The sequence below is a fragment of the Thiocapsa rosea genome (assembly GCF_003634315.1).
In the GTDB taxonomy this organism is placed as follows: domain Bacteria; phylum Pseudomonadota; class Gammaproteobacteria; order Chromatiales; family Chromatiaceae; genus Thiocapsa; species Thiocapsa rosea.
Genome location: NZ_RBXL01000001.1, coordinates 2,689,163 through 2,705,118 on the forward strand (window position 1 = coordinate 2,689,163; position 15,956 = coordinate 2,705,118).

Annotated in this window: 12 protein-coding genes and 1 riboswitch; all 12 genes read left to right on the plus strand. The window is 66.1% G+C overall.

Annotated elements, in window-relative coordinates; translation table 11 throughout:
- The first annotated feature begins 66 nt into the window (after nucleotides 1-66).
- The 12 genes from BDD21_RS11930 to atzF all read left to right on the plus strand — a co-directional run bounded on the left by BDD21_RS11930 (nucleotide 67) and on the right by atzF (nucleotide 15,743).
- Complete coding sequence (locus BDD21_RS11930; protein ID WP_120797360.1) at nucleotides 67-654, plus strand: DJ-1/PfpI family protein; 588 nt, start codon at nucleotides 67-69, stop codon at nucleotides 652-654.
- The gene (locus tag BDD21_RS11935; RefSeq protein WP_120797361.1) at nucleotides 654-1,139 is read left to right on the plus strand and encodes a gamma-glutamylcyclotransferase family protein; all 486 of its coding nucleotides are present in this window, start codon (nucleotides 654-656) and stop codon (nucleotides 1,137-1,139) included. The genes BDD21_RS11930 and BDD21_RS11935 overlap by 1 nt, the downstream gene beginning before the upstream one ends.
- 197 nt (nucleotides 1,140-1,336) lie before the next feature.
- Entirely contained in the window at nucleotides 1,337-1,798 is a 462-nt protein-coding gene (locus tag BDD21_RS11940) for an OsmC family protein (protein WP_120797362.1), read from the plus strand.
- Between the two features lies 1 nt (nucleotide 1,799).
- Nucleotides 1,800-2,567 carry a hypothetical protein gene (locus BDD21_RS11945; protein WP_245969554.1) on the plus strand — a complete coding sequence of 256 codons (768 nt, stop codon included), beginning with the start codon at nucleotides 1,800-1,802 and terminating at the stop codon, nucleotides 2,565-2,567.
- Between the two features lie 14 nt (nucleotides 2,568-2,581).
- Complete coding sequence (locus BDD21_RS11950; RefSeq protein ID WP_120799884.1) at nucleotides 2,582-4,408, plus strand: RyR domain-containing protein; 1,827 nt, start codon at nucleotides 2,582-2,584, stop codon at nucleotides 4,406-4,408.
- Between the two features lie 739 nt (nucleotides 4,409-5,147).
- Nucleotides 5,148-5,322: riboswitch (guanidine-I (ykkC/yxkD leader) on the plus strand.
- A 59-nt stretch (nucleotides 5,323-5,381) separates the two neighbouring features.
- A complete protein-coding gene (locus tag BDD21_RS11955) occupies nucleotides 5,382-6,467 on the plus strand; it encodes a putative urea ABC transporter substrate-binding protein (protein ID WP_120797363.1) in 1,086 nt (361 codons plus the stop codon).
- A gap of 290 nt (nucleotides 6,468-6,757) precedes the next feature.
- Entirely contained in the window at nucleotides 6,758-7,582 is an 825-nt protein-coding gene (locus tag BDD21_RS11960) for an ABC transporter permease (RefSeq protein ID WP_120797364.1), read from the plus strand.
- Nucleotides 7,579-8,403: an ABC transporter ATP-binding protein gene (locus BDD21_RS11965; protein ID WP_245969556.1), complete on the plus strand. Its 825-nt coding sequence runs from the start codon at nucleotides 7,579-7,581 to the stop codon at nucleotides 8,401-8,403. The genes BDD21_RS11960 and BDD21_RS11965 overlap by 4 nt, the downstream gene beginning before the upstream one ends.
- A gap of 120 nt (nucleotides 8,404-8,523) precedes the next feature.
- The gene (locus tag BDD21_RS11970) at nucleotides 8,524-9,261 is read left to right on the plus strand and encodes an urea amidolyase associated protein UAAP1 (RefSeq protein ID WP_120797365.1); all 738 of its coding nucleotides are present in this window, start codon (nucleotides 8,524-8,526) and stop codon (nucleotides 9,259-9,261) included.
- Nucleotides 9,262-9,271: 10 nt separating this feature from the next.
- A complete protein-coding gene (locus BDD21_RS11975) occupies nucleotides 9,272-9,970 on the plus strand; it encodes an urea amidolyase associated protein UAAP2 (protein WP_245969559.1) in 699 nt (232 codons plus the stop codon).
- 254 nt (nucleotides 9,971-10,224) lie between these two features.
- The gene (gene uca, locus BDD21_RS11980) at nucleotides 10,225-13,890 is read left to right on the plus strand and encodes an urea carboxylase (protein ID WP_120797366.1); all 3,666 of its coding nucleotides are present in this window, start codon (nucleotides 10,225-10,227) and stop codon (nucleotides 13,888-13,890) included.
- Nucleotides 13,887-15,743, plus strand: a complete 1,857-nt coding sequence (gene atzF / locus BDD21_RS11985) for an allophanate hydrolase (protein ID WP_120797367.1) — start codon at nucleotides 13,887-13,889, stop codon at nucleotides 15,741-15,743. Before uca ends, atzF begins: the two co-directional genes overlap by 4 nt.
- The last annotated feature ends 213 nt before the right edge of the window (nucleotides 15,744-15,956 follow it).

The window sequence follows — 15,956 nt, forward strand, 5'->3', positions numbered from 1 at the left end:
CGTCGCCCGGCGCGGGTGTTATAGTTTGGTGTCTGCACGAGCTTTGATCACAACGAGGACAGAATCATGGCGGTGAAGAAGATCCTGATGCTGGTCGGCGATTATGTCGAGGACTACGAGGCGATGGTACCGCTTCAGATCCTGCAGATGGTGGGCCACAAGGTCTATACCGTCTGTCCGGACAAGAAGCCCGGTGACTGGGTGCGCACCGCGATCCACGACTTCGAAGGCGACCAGACCTACAGCGAGAAGCCGGGTCATCGCTTCGCGATCACGGCCGACTTCGACACGGTCGATCCGGCCAAGTACGACGCCTTGGTCATCCCGGGCGGGCGCTCCCCCGAGTATCTCCGCTTGAATCCGCACGTGATCGAGCTGGTCCGGCACTTCGCGGCCGGCGACAAGCCGATCGCCTCGGTCTGTCACGGTCAGCAGATCCTCGCCGCCGCGGGGATTCTCGAAGGCAAGCGCTGCACCGCCTACCCGGCCGTGCGTCCCGAGGTGGAGCGCGCGGGCGGCACTTGGTGCGAGGTCAACGAGACCGTCTCCAATGCCTATACCGACGGCAATCTGGTGACCGCCCCGGCGTGGCCGGCCCATCCGGAGTGGATGCGCAAGTTCCTCGATCTGCTGGGCACCCGCATCGAAGCCTGATGAGACAGCGCGTCTTTGTCTACGGGACCCTGCTGCGCGGAGAGGTCAATCACCCTCTGCTCGCGCAGGCGGAGTATCTGGGGTCGCATCGCACGGCGGCGTGCTTCTCGTTGTATCTGCTCCGCGCCTATCCGGGCGCGGTGCGTGGCGGCGCAACCGCGATCCAGGGCGAGGTCTACGCCGTGGATCATGCCGGCCTGCGCCGGCTCGATCGACTCGAGGACTATCCCACACTCTACGACCGCCAACTGCTGGCGACGCCGTACGGACGGGCCTGGATCTACCTTTTTCGCGGATCCGTGCGTGATCGCTCGCTGATTCCCGGCGGCGACTGGCGGACCTACGCGGCCGATCCGGACTCCATCCGGGCCGCCGGCGTGCGTCGCGTGCGGGATCCGAAGACCCGTGGCTCGCGGCTCGGCGATGCGAGCCGCCGAACGGTTGCGCAGCGGAGTGATTCGGAGTCGGTCCGCTCATCCGCTTGATCCGAGCCGTAGGAAGGGTTCAAAAATAAGTTAAACAACTCGACGAGAGAATACCTTTCCCACGCTTATCGTAATCGACATCAACGACGACAACGACAACGACAACGACAACGACAACGACAACGACAACGACAACGATTAGATTCGGTGCTCAATCTATTTCTGACAGGTTACCTATCGACGCTGGAGTCACCCCGATGTCCGAAGAAGGCCGTTTCAAGATTCATCTCGAGCAGCAGGAAGGCTTTCAGATCAATGTCGCCTTCGACTGGAAGCGCGCCGCGGATCTGCTCATGGACGAGCCTCCCCCCTTGGGCGAGCAAAAGGGACCGAACGCCTCGCGCCTGCTTGCCGCCGCCGCGGCCAACTGTCTGAGCGCGAGTCTGCTCTATTGCGTCTTCAAGGAGGAGCCGCCGGACAACTGTCTGCGTGCCGAGGCGGTCTGCGTCATGGTCCGCAACGAGAAGAAGCGGCTGCGCGTCGGCCGGATGGAGATCACCTTGATCCTCGGAGAGGCCGTGACGGCATCCCCGCGTTTCGCGCGTTGCAAGGGCCTCTTCGAGGACTTCTGCGTGGTCTCGGCCAGCATTCGCCAGGGGATTCCGATGCGCGTGACGCTTCGGGACGAGGCGGGCAACGTCCTCCACGAGACGGAATGACGTGCCGTTGGACGCAACGAGCAACCGCGCCGGTCTCGCGCCTTCGGTGTGGATCGCGCATCCGCATGCGTGCCCCGAGCCCGATGATCTCGACGCCGCGCTGACCGGTGCGGGGTTGACACACCCGAGACCCGTTTTGATCCTGGTCGGCGGTGCCGCGAATCTGTCCGATACAGTGGCGCCCGCGCTGCTGAAGCTCTTCGAACGGATCGCGCCGCGACTCGACGCGCTCGGCGCGGCCGTGATCGACGGAGGCACCGCCTTCGGTGTCATGGCGCTGATGGGGCGGGCGCGCCGCTGCACCGGTGCGCGCTTTCCGCTGATCGGAATTGCGCCGCAAGGTGTCGTGGCGATCGACATGGCCAAGCCTGAGCAGCCTGTCGAGAACGTCGGCAAGGCGTCGCTCGATCCCGACCACACCCATTTCATACTGGTGCCGGGCGACGGCTGGGGCGACGAGTCGCCCTGGATCAGCGCCGTGGCCGACCGTCTGGCCCGCGGGCGCGGCACGCTGATGCTGGTCGCGGCCGGCGGGGAGATCACCCGTCTGGATGTGATGCACCGACTGCGCACGGGCGGTCGCGTCCTGGTGCTCGCCGGCAGCGGTGGTACCGCAGATCGGCTTGCCGACTGGCGTCGCGACGGCGTGGGCCTTCCCGATGTCGGTGTCGATGTCGGAGAGGCCGAGCGCGACCTGGTCGAGGTGTCGGACTTGGCGGACGCGCCGGAGAGGCTGCCTGCGCTCGTCGAGCATGCCCTCGCACGCTGAGGATGCGAGACCGGATGCCCATTGCCTTCGGCCCGCTGCCGATCTTGGTCTGCGGCCCAGGGCCGCTTGCGAATCTGGTCGTCGACGGCCTGCGCCTGGAGGGCCGCAAGGCCCTGCGGATCGACGCACAGCGCTTGGAGATGCTCGATCCGAAACGGATTCGAACCCTTATCCTGGCCGATCCTCCGGACGCGCCGACGCTGGTCGAAGGCATCCTTGCCCGCGCCGAGCCGCGCGGACGGCTGAGGCGGCGAGCGACCCAACGCCTGATCCTCATGCACGGGCAGGATCCGCCGCCGCCGCTTCCCGTGCCGGACCCGAGCGGGCTCCTGCGGCTGGAGACCTTCGCGATCCGCAATCGTGCTGCACGTGCCCTGCTGAACCGTTGGCCGCTGCACCTCGGCATGGATCCGCGCTTCGGTCAACGGCCTCATCTGCTCATCGCCGGCTTTGCCGATCCGGCTCAGGCGATCCTGGTGCATGCCCTGCGCCTCATCCAGTACGGGACCGGCCGGCCGCGCATCAGTGTCGTCTGCGCGAACAGCGATGCGGTTGCGGCCGCATTCCTGGACGCCTATCCACAGGCACCCGAGGTCGCGGACATCCGATTCGGACCCATCGATGACCTCGCGAACATGCTGCACGAGGCATGCTCGAAGGAAACACGGGCGTCTACCGCACCGCAGATCGATGCCGTGCCCGTCACACTTGCCGTTGTCTGTTTCCCGGACGCGGCGGGAGAGGCTGTCGAGACCGTTCGGCAGCTCGCGCGCGACCTTGCAGACATCCAGGGCGTTTCACCCCCGATCCTGTTCGAGATCGGTCTGGCACACGAGGTCGGATCTGCAACGGCTCGGGGTGGGATCGCGGATTGGGACGGCCAGATCATCCCGGTCTCCTATCTTCGCGAGGTCTGTCGCGCCTCCGTGCTGCTCGACGGACGCGGCGACGAGGTGGCCCGGACCATCCACGATCATTATCGCGACAGCATCGCCGCTCAAGGTCGTGATCCGAACCTCGAGCCTGCAGGTCAGCCTTGGGAGCTGTTGGCGACCTCCTATCGCCAGGCCAATCGCCACCAGGCCGATCATGTCTGGGCCAAGCTCGCCGTGACCGACGCCCGAGCGGTGCCGGAGGAGATGGTCGAATCCTTCGTCCTGACGCCCTTGGAGGTCGAGCGACTCGCCATCATCGAGCACGAGCGCTGGGCGGCTGATCGTCATCTCGACGGCTGGAGCTATGCCCCCGTACGGAACAATCAGCTCAAGCACCATCCCCAGCTGATCCCCTACGCCGATCTGTCCGAGCCGATGAAGGATCTCGATCGCTTTGCGGTACGCGGCCTGCCGACCCTGCTCGCACGCCAGGGGCTCGGGATCCTGCGCTTGCTGATCGTCGGTCTTCCGGAGCCCGCCGCGGGCTGTCCGGGCGGCATGCGGTTGCGGCGGCTCGCCGACCAGGCCCTCGACCGACTGGTTGCGCGTTACCCGGATCGTGCCCTCGTGCTCGCTTCGACCCTGACCGATCGGCGTTCGCGCGAGCTGGTGCGCGAGGTTTTGGATCGCGAGCAGGGGGTAGGGCTCTTTCTGCTGCTTTCGCGCCCGTTGGGTCAAGTCCTTGCCGAGCTACCCGATCCGCACGACCGACGCGATTTCTTGACGCTCACGGCGCGGGCCGAACGGCGGATCGGCCTCAACGGCGAGACCGACTTGGCGACCTGGCTGTCGGAGCGTGCCGACATCAGTCTGATCCTGGGCGATCGGGTCCCGGCGGGCGTGGTCGAGAAGCGGGTTCGGTTGGATCCGGGCGGTTTGGGTCTCGACTGGAATTTCGAGTATTGATGGCCGCGGCCGGTCGCCGGTTCGGAACTAAACCGCGTCTAGAGCGAGATGGTCGTTTCGAGTGAGCTTGAACGTTTGGTGCATGCACGGCTCTTAGTGGGGACGCGGTTTAGAATGGTTTATTTTTTAGAGTCTTAAACCCCGCCAGCTCCGACAGTCGTCGGAGCTGGCGGGGCCAAGCCATTCCAACAAATGACGCATACCGCACCGGGCGCGGTTTAAACCCCGAAATCACCTTATCTGTCGAAACGTCGGGGTCTTGTTCAAGCGGTGCGGCGTCTCGGCGACGTCGAGCGCAGCATACGGCGGACTGAAGTCCGCCTCCCCGGGGGCCGACTGAAGTCGGCGTACCCAGGGCCGGGTACGCCGGTTTCAATCGGCCCCCGGGTACGCCGACTTCAGTCGGCACGAACGTCGCTGACTAAGCGCACCTGAATTGTGCGCCGTTCGGTCCTGAATGCGCCTTTGCTGTGCGGATGCCTGGGTCCGGATGGACATCCGCCGGGATGACTGGGACTCAAGGCGCTGTCGCAGCGGTAAGCGTCCCCCTCCCCGGCCCTCCCCCCGCAAGGGGGCGAGTAATTTCAAACAAGGCATTAGACTCTCCCCCTCCTCTTGCGGGGGGGCCGAGCGGCTGCTCGCCGCGACACTTGCCGTCGTTGGCGCATGATTTGCTTCTCGCTGTTTCAGGAGAACCTGCAGGTGCGTCGTCCGCCCTGCAGCTCACGCGACAATTCGGCGAATAGGTGGCTAGGGTTCCGATCCGCTGACCGCGGGTGTCTGGTCCGAGAGCTGCCGACCTGATCCGCCGATCCGTCCGAACACCTTCCCGAGCCGGCTGAAACCGGTTTTCGAAAGGTCCAGGGCGCATCGACCGGGGGCGGGTTACACGGCGGGATAAAAGCCCGGGAGATCACCTGCATGCAGGTTCTCCTGCGTTCCGTTTCGTAACCTGACCTCGGGAGAGCCTGCCATGACCGTCACTGCGTCCAACCGTCCCAATACCCGCGTCTTCGGGCCGGCTGTCCTTCTCCTCCTCGCGGCCTTGTCCGTCTCCGGCAACGCACTGGCCAAGGATCAGTTCCGCATCGCCTGGAGCATCTATGTCGGCTGGATGCCCTGGGACTATGCCGCCGAGTCCGGCATCGTCAAGAAATGGGCGGACAAGTACGGCATCGAGATCGATGTCGTGCAGATCAACGACTATGTCGAGTCGATCAACCAATACACCGCCGGGGCCTTCGACGGCTGCGTCATGACCAACATGGACGCACTCACCATCCCGGCCGCCGGCGGCGTGGATTCCACGGCACTGATCATCGGTGACTTCTCCAACGGCAACGACGCCGTCATCCTCCGCGACAAGGCTGAGCTGGCCGAGATCGCCGGGCAGAAGGTCAATCTGGTCGAACTCTCCGTCTCGCATTATCTCTTGGCACGCGCGCTGGCGAGTGTGGGTCTGACCGAGCGCGCGGTCACCGTCGTCAACACCTCGGACGCCGATATGGTCTCGGCCTTTGCCTCGGGCGGCCCCACGGCCGTGGTGACCTGGAATCCACTGGTCTCCGAGATCCTCGCCATGCCGAACACCAATAAGGTATTCGATTCGAGCCGGATCCCCGGCGAGATCATCGACCTCATGGTCGTCAACACCGAGACGCTGAAGGCCAACCCGGCGCTCGGCAAGGCCCTGGTCGGCGCCTGGTACGAGACCATGTCGATCATGTCCAAGGACGACGAGGCCGGACGCGCCGCACGCACCGCGATGGGCAAGGCGTCCGGGACGGATCTCGCCGGCTACGACGCCCAGCTTGCCAGCACCAAGATGTTCTTCGAGCCGGCCGAGGCCGTGGCCTTCGCCAAGAGCGAACAGCTGCCGCTGACCATGGAGGAGGTGGCGAGCTTCTCCTTCGACCATGGCCTGCTCGGCGAGGGCGCGCCAAACCCGGGTTTCATCGGCGTCGCCTTCCCCGGCGAACGCTACTTCGGCGACGACGGCAATCTCAAGCTGCGCTTCGATGCGGGCTTTATGCAGATGGCGGCGGATGGGGCGCTGTGATCTGAGAGCCGCCGGCTGCCAGCCGCCAGCCTCCAGCTATCAGCTATCAGCTATCAGCTATGAGCTATTTGCTATCGGCTATCGGCTACCGGCTATCGGCTATCAGCTATCGGCGTTTCGACAAAAGGGTGCGGGTGCCTTGATTGGAGAGCTTGTCACGTGCTCTTCGAGGAGGGTGTGAACCTGATGCACCAACGAGGCTCCGAGAGCTGGAGGCTGGAGGCTGGAGGCTGGAGGCTGGCCGCTAACAACGTCCGGCGAAATGCGCACTGCCCAATCCAGGACCACCGATGAAACGACTCATCAACCAACGCCCCGGCCCGGTCTCGACCGCGGCCCTTGCGCTCCTGCCCTTCGTGGTCCTCGCGCTCGTCTATCTGTTGGCCTCGGATGCGCGGCTGGCGGAGAACCCGAACGACAAGCTGTTGCCCTCCTTCAGCACGCTCGCCGAGTCCTTCGTCCGTCTGACCAGCGAGCCGAGTCAGCGCACTGGCGAGATCCTGTTGTGGAAGGACACGGGAGCGAGTCTGCGACGGCTCGCGCAGGGTGTCGGCATCAGCGCGGCGATCGGCCTGATATTGGGGGTTGCCTTGGGCGCCATCCCGCTGATCCGGTCCGGGTTTGCACCCTTCGTCGCGGTGCTGTCGCTGATCCCGCCGATGGCCGTTCTGCCGGTCCTCTTCATCGTCTTCGGGCTCGGCGAGCTCTCCAAGGTGGTGCTCATCGTCGTCGGCATCACGCCCTTCATCGTGCGCGATCTTCAGCAGCGGGTGCAGGAGCTGCCGCGCGAGCTGATCATCAAGGCACAAACCCTGGGCGCGAACAGCTGGCAGATCGTCCTGAGGGTCATCCTGCCGCAGGTGGTGCCGCGGCTGATCGATGCTGTGCGGCTCTCGCTCGGCACCGCTTGGCTTTTCCTCATCTCGGCCGAGGCGATCGCAGCCACCGAGGGGCTCGGCTATCGCATCTTTTTGGTGCGCCGTTATCTCGCGATGGATGTCATTCTGCCCTACGTGGTCTGGATCACCATCCTCGCCTATCTGACCGACTTTCTGCTCAAGCAGATCTCGCGCCGGGCCTTCCCCTGGTATCACACCGGAGAGCCGGGCCGATGACACCGCGGATCCGCTTCGAGAACGTCTGGATGACCTACGGCGATCAGGTCGTGCTGGAGCGCCTCAACCTGACCGTGGCGCCGGGCGAGTTCTGCACCATCGTCGGGGCCTCGGGCTGCGGCAAGACCACGCTGCTGCGCCTGCTGCTGGGGGAGGAGACGCCGAGCCGCGGGCGGATCCTGCTCGACGGCGAACCGCTTCCCGCCGAGCCGGGGCCGGATCGCGGCATCGTCTTTCAGCGCTACTCGGTGTTCCCGCATCTCTCTGTCTTGGGCAACGTGCTGCTGGGACTGGAGCTGCGTGCCTCGCCCGTGACGGGTCGGCTCTTCGGGGGCGCCCGTCGCAACGCGCAAGGGGAGGCGGTCGCGATGCTCGAGGCGGTCGGTCTCGGTCAAGCACTGCGGAAATATCCGAGCCAGCTCTCCGGCGGCATGCAGCAGCGTCTCGCGCTCGCCCAGTCGCTCGTGATGCACCCGCGCATCCTGCTGCTCGATGAGCCCTTCGGCGCGCTCGACCCGGGTATCCGCCGCGACATGCACGAGCTGGTCCTGCGGCTCTGGCGCGAGAACAACCTGACCGTCTTCATGGTCACTCACGACATCCGCGAAGGCTTCTATCTGGGCACGCGTCTGCTGGTCTTCGACAAGCTGCGCCACGACCCGGATGCGCCGCAAGCCTACGGCGCCGGCATCACCTACGACCTGCCGATCGGGCAGACGGATGCGGGGACGCTGGCGGAGGTCCTGGGGCGGCCGCCAGCCACCAGCCGCCAGCCGCCAGCCACCAGCCACCAGCCACCAGCTCCCGGAGGTGAGCGGTGAGCCCACCCAGCTCAGAGCTGATAGCTGAAAGCTAAGAGCAGGAAGAAGGAGGCAGGAGGCAGGAGGCAGGAGGCAGGAAGCACGAGGCTCCGCCAATCCCAACACCCGAGGAAACCACTCATGACCACCGAGCCCTTAGACCCCTCGCGCATCGTCCACACCGAGCTGCTGCCCGGTGCGCGCAACTGGTCCTTCGTCATTCGCCGCGGTTTTGCGCTGCGCCTGACCGATCGGCGTGGCGGGGCCAACTGCTCGGCGCTCTTCTACAACGCGCACGAGAAGCTTGAGCGCTACAACATGGCCGATACGCTCAAGGCGCAGCACACGGCCTTTCTGACCGCGGGTCATGTCTGCTACTCCGACATGGGTCGGATTCTGGTCTCGATCACGGAGGATACCTGCGGCTGGCACGACACCTTCTGCGGGGTGAGCGACGCAGCCTTGGTGCGCGAGCGCTTCGGCGAGGCCCGTTATCAGGAGGCGCGCAATGCCTTCCTGCGCAATGGCCGCGAGCTGTTCCTGATCGAGTTGGGCAAATGGGGTCTGGGGCGTCGCGATCTGGTCGCCAACGTCAACTTCTTCAGCAAGGTCGCGGTCGACGAGGCCGGCATCATGCGCTTCGAGTCCGGCCACTCCAAGGCCGGCGATCATGTCGACCTGCGTGCCGAGATGGACACCTTGGTGGTACTCAACACCTGCCCGCATCCTCTCGACCCGGCGACCGAGTGGTCGCCCAAGCCGGTGGATCTGGCGATCTATCGCGCCGATCCCCCCGCCGAGGACGACCCCTGCCGAATCTCCTGTCCGGAGAACGGCAGAGGCTTCGCCAACACGGCCATCCATCACTGTCAGCTTTGAGGGCACCGGTATGACGACCCAGATTCCGATCGAGATCCCGAACCAGTCATCTCCCGTCGCCGACTTCACGGCCAACCTGGTCGAGAGCAGGCGCGATCCCTCCGACGCCGTCTACGACTTCGAGATCCCGGCCGGCGAGCCCTGGCTGCATGCGCTGCGGGCCGGCCAGACCCTGCGCATCCTCGACCTCATGGGCAACCAGGCGGTGGACACACTCTTCTACAACGCCCGTGACCCCGCCGAGCGCTATAGCGCCGTCGACACCATTCGCGCCCAAGGCAGCCTCTATCTCACCACCGGCTCGGTCCTGCTCTCCAACGACGGCAACCCGATGGCGACCATCGTCGCCGACACCTGCGGGCGGCACGACACCCTAGGCGGGGCTTGCGCCGCCGAGTCCAATCAGGTGCGTTACGCGCTGGAAAAGCGGCCGATGCACAACTGCCGCGACAATTATCTGATCGCGTTGGCCGAATCCAGCTACGACATGGGCAAGCGCGACCTGACCGCTAACATCAATTTCTTCATGAACGTGCCGGTGACGCCCGAGGGGCGCCTGACCTTCGAGGACGGCATTTCGGACGCCGGCAAATATGTCGAGCTGCGCGCCGAGATGGACCTCGTCGTCCTGGTCTCGAACTGTCCGCAGCTCAACAATCCGTGCAATGCCTATAACCCGACGCCGGCGCGGATGCTCATCTGGGACTGATTGCGGTGCCCGCAATCAGGGTTGCTCTCACGGAGACACGGAGGCACGGAGGGAATGATGAAACGTTCTCGGAGTCTCCGTGATCTCCGTGTCTCCGTGAGAGGCATTCCTAGGGACGCTGCGGACTGCTGCGAGATCGACTGTCGGATGACGACGCTACGCTAATCCGACCTACGGCTCGACGACCTCGGGGACGACCCTGTGGGTCATGTTATCGACGCGGGACGACCCGCGACCGCTCGGAATCGCCGACGATGTTCGACAAGGTCTTGATTGCCAACCGCGGCGCGATTGCCTGCCGCATCATCCGCACGCTGGACACCTTGGGTGTCGGGTCGGTGGCGGTCTATTCGCGCGCCGATGCCGGGTCGCGGCATGTGAGCCTGGCGGGCGAGGCGGTCTGTATCGGCGAGGCGTTGGCGGCCGAGTCCTATCTGGACATGGGCCGGATCCTGGACGCGGCCGAGGCGACCGGGGCGCAGGCGATCCATCCCGGCTACGGTTTCCTCTCGGAGAACGCGAGCTTCGCGGAGGCGTGCGAGCAGCGTGGTCTGGTCTTTCTCGGACCGACCCCGTCGCACTTGCGCGACTTCGGGCTCAAGCACCGTGCACGCGAGCTCGCCGCTGCCAACGCCGTACCCCTGCTGCCCGGCAGCGGTCTGCTGGAGGACGCCGAGCAGGCCCGACGCGAGGCGGACCGGATCGGCTACCCGGTGATGCTCAAGAGCACGGCGGGCGGCGGCGGGATCGGGATGCAGCAGTGCGCCGATGCCGAGGAGCTGACCGATGCCTTCGCGCGGGTCCGTCGGCTCGGTCAAAGTAACTTCGCCGACGCCGGGATCTTCCTCGAGCGCTATGTGCGCGGGGCGCGACACATCGAGGTGCAGATCTTCGGCGACGGGCTCGGCGGCGTCGTGGCGCTCGGCGAGCGCGATTGCTCGCTGCAGCGGCGCAATCAGAAGGTTGTCGAGGAGACCCCCGCGCCGCACCTCCCGCCCGAGCTGCGCACCGCCATGCTGGAGACCGCGCGCCGACTCGGTGCCGCGGTCGCCTATCGCTCGGCGGGGACGGTCGAGTACATCAACGACCCCGAGCGCGACGCCTTCTATTTCTTGGAGGTCAACACGCGTCTTCAGGTCGAGCACGGGGTCACGGAGGCGGTGACCGGGGTCGACTTGGTCGAGTGGATGGTGCATCTGGGGGCGGGCAGTCTTCCGGATTTCGGCGCGCTGGCTGTCGAGCCGCGAGGTCATGCGATCCAGGTCCGTCTCTACGCCGAGGATCCGGGCAAGGGGTTTCAGCCGAGCGCTGGGCTCTTGACCCATGTCGAGCTTCCGCCGGACTTACGCGTCGACACCTGGATCGAGAGCGGCACCCAGGTCTCGCCCTACTATGATCCGCTGCTCGCCAAGGTCATCGTCCATGCGGAGGATCGCCCCGCGGCACTCGCACGCTTGGGGGAGGCGCTGGAGCGGACCGAGATCGCCGGCATCGAGACCAATCTCGCCTATCTACGCCAGGTCATTCGCGATCCGGAGGTCGTGGCCGGCCGCCACCATACGGCGACGCTGGAGGGCCTCGACTATCGGCCCGACACCATCGACGTCCTCGCCGCCGGCACCCAGACCACGGTACAGGACTGGCCGGGCCGACTGGGCTACTGGGACGTCGGCATCCCCCCGTCGGGGCCGATGGACGATCTGGCGTTCCGGCTCGGCAACCGTCTGCTCGGCAATCCGTCCGACGCCGCCGGGCTGGAGCTGACGGTCACGGGCCCGACGCTGCGCTTCAATCGCGATGCGCTCGTCTGTCTGACCGGTGCGGAGATGGCGGCACAGATCGACGGACGTGCGCTGCCCTGGTGGCGTCCCGTCGCTGTGCGCGCGGGGGAGGTGCTGCGTCTCGGAGCCCTGGTCGGGTCCGGGGCGCGCGCCTATCTGTCGGTGCGCGGCGGCCTGCAGGTGCCGAACTATCTCGGCAGTCGCGCCACCTTCACACTCGGCCGATTCGGCGGGCACGGCGGGCGTCCGTTGCAGGTCGGGGATGTACTGCATCTGGACTCCGATCCGGATCCGCTCGCCGAGAAGCTCACGGACGGGAGCGCCGGGCGCCCGAGCGCGTCCGGTCTCCCCGAGGCACTCATCCCGCGCTATGGCGACACCTGGATCCTTCGGGTCATCTATGGCCCACACGGTGCCCCCGAGTTCTTTACCGACGAGGACATCGCGACCCTCTTCGTGACCGACTGGGAGGTGCACTACAACTCGAGCCGCACCGGCGTGCGTCTGATCGGCCCCAAGCCGACCTGGGCGCGGCCCGACGGCGGCGAGGCCGGACTGCATCCATCGAACATCCACGACAACGCCTATGCCCTGGGGACGCTGGATTTCACCGGCGACATGCCCGTGATCCTGGGTCCTGACGGGCCGAGTCTGGGCGGGTTCGTCTGCCCGGCGACCGTGATCTCGGCGGATCGTTGGTGTCTGGGTCAGCTCCGACCGGGTGATCGGGTGCGTTTTGTACCTGTCTCTCAGGAGACCGCCAATGCGCTGGAGGCTGCGCAGGGCGACATGATCCTCCGGCTTGCGGCGCCGGCGGCAGTGAAGGCCAAGACCTTGCCTCCCTCGGACCCGCGCCTGCGTTGGATCGATCCGCCCGAGCATCCGGTCGGTGTCACCTATCGGGCCTCGGGCGACAAGGATCTGCTCGTCGAGTACGGCCCGCAGGTGCTGGATATCGGGCTGCGTTTCCGGGTGCATGCACTGATGCTCTCGCTCCGGGCCGAGCCGATTCCGGGCGTGCTGGAGCTCACCCCGGGCATCCGCTCCCTGCAGGTGCGCTACGACAGCCGTACGCTGAAGCTCGGGGCTCTGTTGGATCGGCTCGTCGCGCGCGAGCAGGCGCTCGGGGATGTCGAGTCTCTGTCGGTTCCGGCGCGCGTGGTGCACCTCCCCTTGTCCTGGGACGACTCGTCCACCCGGCTCGCGATCGAGAAATACATGCAATCGGTGCGACCGGATGCCCCCTGGTGTCCGAGCAACATCGAGTTCATCCGCCGCATCAACGGGCTCGACAGCATCGAGGCGGTTCGGCGCATCCTCTTTGAGGCGAGCTATCTGGTGATGGGTCTGGGCGATGTCTATCTGGGCGCGCCGGTCGCGACGCCGTTGGATCCAAGACATCGCCTGGTGACCACCAAATACAACCCGGCGCGGACATGGACACCGGAGAACGCGGTCGGCATCGGTGGCTCCTACCTCTGTGTCTACGGCATGGAAGGGCCGGGCGGTTATCAGTTCGTCGGACGCACGCTCCAGATGTGGAACCGCTTCAAACGCACCCCGGATTTCGAGCGGCCCTATCTGCTGCGCTTCTTCGACCAGATCCACTTCTATCCGGTCTCCGAGCAGGAGCTGACCGAGCTGCGCGAGGCCTTTCCGCGCGGCGGTTTTCGGCTACAGATCGAGGAGACGCGGTTCAGCCTCGCCGAATACCAGGCGTTTCTGCAGACGAACGCGGATTCGATCGCGGCCTTCAAGGCACGCCAACAGACCGCCTTCGAGGCCGAGCGCGAGCGCTGGGCTGCAGCCGGTCAGCTCGAGGTCGATCAGGATGTCGGCACCGGCGCATCCGGGCACATCGACGAGCAGGCCGAGTCGCTCCGGCTCTCGCCGAGCGAGCTGGCGATCGAGAGCCATGTCCACGGCAGTGTCTGGCAGCTCGCCGTGGAGATCGGGGAGCAGGTCGAGCCGGGTCACGTGCTGCTGGTTCTGGAGTCAATGAAGATGGAGATTGCGGTGCACGCCGACCGGAGCGGGCGGGTCGCGCGCATCCTCTGTCGGAGCGGCGCCCAGGTCACACCCGGTCAGGCACTGTTGGTTCTGGATACGGCCGCCGACGCAACGGAGACAACAGCATGAGCCGAACACTGCAGACGCCCCTGAACCTCTCGATCCGTCATCTCCTCGCCGCCTATCGCGAGCGCCGTCTCAGGCCGACGACGCTGGTGGATCAGATCCGCACCCGGATCGCCGAGCACGGGGCAGACAACATCTGGATCCATGTCCTGTCCGACGCCGAGCTTGCGCCCTATCTGGCGCGGTTGTCCGAGACCGATCCCGAGACGCTTCCGCTCTACGGCATCCCCTTCGCGATCAAGGACAACATCGATCTCGCGGGTGTGCCGACGACCGCCGCGCTTCCGGAGCTAGCATGGACACCGGAGCGCTCCGCCACCGTCGTCGAGCGCCTGATCGCCGCCGGTGCGCTGCCCATCGGCAAGACCAATCTCGATCAGCTCGCGACCGGTCTGGTCGGTACCCGCTCGCCTTACGGTGCCGTGCCCAATGCCTTCGATCCGAGCTATATCGCCGGAGGCAGCAGCTCGGGCTCCGCCGCGGCGGTCGCGCACGGGCTCGTCAGCTTCGCCTTGGGGACGGATACCGCCGGCTCCGGACGTGTCCCGGCGGCGCTCAACAACCTGTTCGGTATCAAGCCGACCCGCGGCCTCGTCAGCACCCGCGGCGTCCTGCCGGCCTGCCGCACGCTCGATTGTGTCAGTCTCTTCACCTTGGATGTGGCCGACGCCGACGTGCTGATGCCGATTGCCGTCGGCTTTGACCCCGAAGATCCCTTTTCGCGGCCCGCTCCCTTGCCGACGCGGTTTGCGGGCGAAGCGGTCGATGCACCCTTTCGCTTCGGCGTACCCGCCCAGCTCGAGTGGTTCGGTGATACGGCAAGCGCCAGTCTGTTCGAGACGACGGCGGCACGCCTGAGCGCACTCGGCGGCGAGGCGGTCGCCATCGATTTCACCCCCTTCGTCGAGGCGGCGCGACTGCTCTACGATGGCCCCTGGGTCGCGGAGCGTTACGCGGCGATCGAGGACTGGATCCGAACCCGCCCCGAGACCCTGCACCCGGTTACCCGCGCCATCATCGAGCCGGCCGCCGAAGCACGCGCGGTCGATGCTTTCAAGGCCCAATATCGGCTGGCCGAGATCAAGCGCACTGCCGACGCGTATTGGGCCGACTTGACCTGCATCCTGACTCCGACGATCGCAACGCCCTATCGAATCGCGGAGGTCGAAGCCGATCCGATCCGGCTCAACAGCAACCTGGGCTATTACACCAACTATATGAACCTGCTGGACCTGGCCGCCGTGGCCCTACCTGCCGGGATGCGGCCCGACGGTCTGCCGTTCGGCGTGACCCTCTTCGGCCCCGCCTTCAGCGACGCGGTTCTGGCGCGTCTGTCCGAACGCCTGCATCTGGATCCGAGCCAGAGCGAGTGGCCCACCCAAGGCGCGACCGGACATCCGGTGTCGCCGGCTTCGACACCGGAGCCTGGCTGTCCCGCGGAAGACCCGAAGGAGACCGCGCCCGAAATGATGCCTCTGGTCGTCTGCGGTGCCCACCTCTCCGGACTCGCGCTCAATCACCAACTGATCGAACGCGGAGGACGTCTCCTATCCGCAACCAAAACCGCGTCCTGCTACCGCCTCTACGCACTCCCCGGCGGTCCTCCCGAGCGTCCCGGTCTGATCCGGGCCCCGACTGACGGCGTCGCGATCGAGGTCGAGGTCTGGGCGCTACCGCAGACGACCGTCGGTAGCTTCCTCGCCGGCATCCCCGCACCGCTCGGCCTGGGCAGCGTCGAGCTGGCCGACGGCCGTTGGGAGAAGGGCTTCATCTGCGAGGGTTTTGCGTCGGAGGGCGCGCGAGACATCAGTGCGCTCGGGGGCTGGCGAGCGTATCTGCGGAGTTGCGGCCGCTGAGGCCGCCAGCCGCCAGCCGCCAGCCCCCAGCCCCCAGCCCCCAGCCCCCAGCCTCCAGCCTCCAGCCTCCAGCCTCCAGCCTCCAGCCTCCAGCCTCCAGCCTCCAGCCTCCAGCCCCCAGCCCCCAGCCCCCAGCCCCCCAGCCCCCATCGGGCGTTGTGCTTCCTATCGTCAGCACAGCCTACGCAGCTGATAGCTGATAGCTGATAGCAG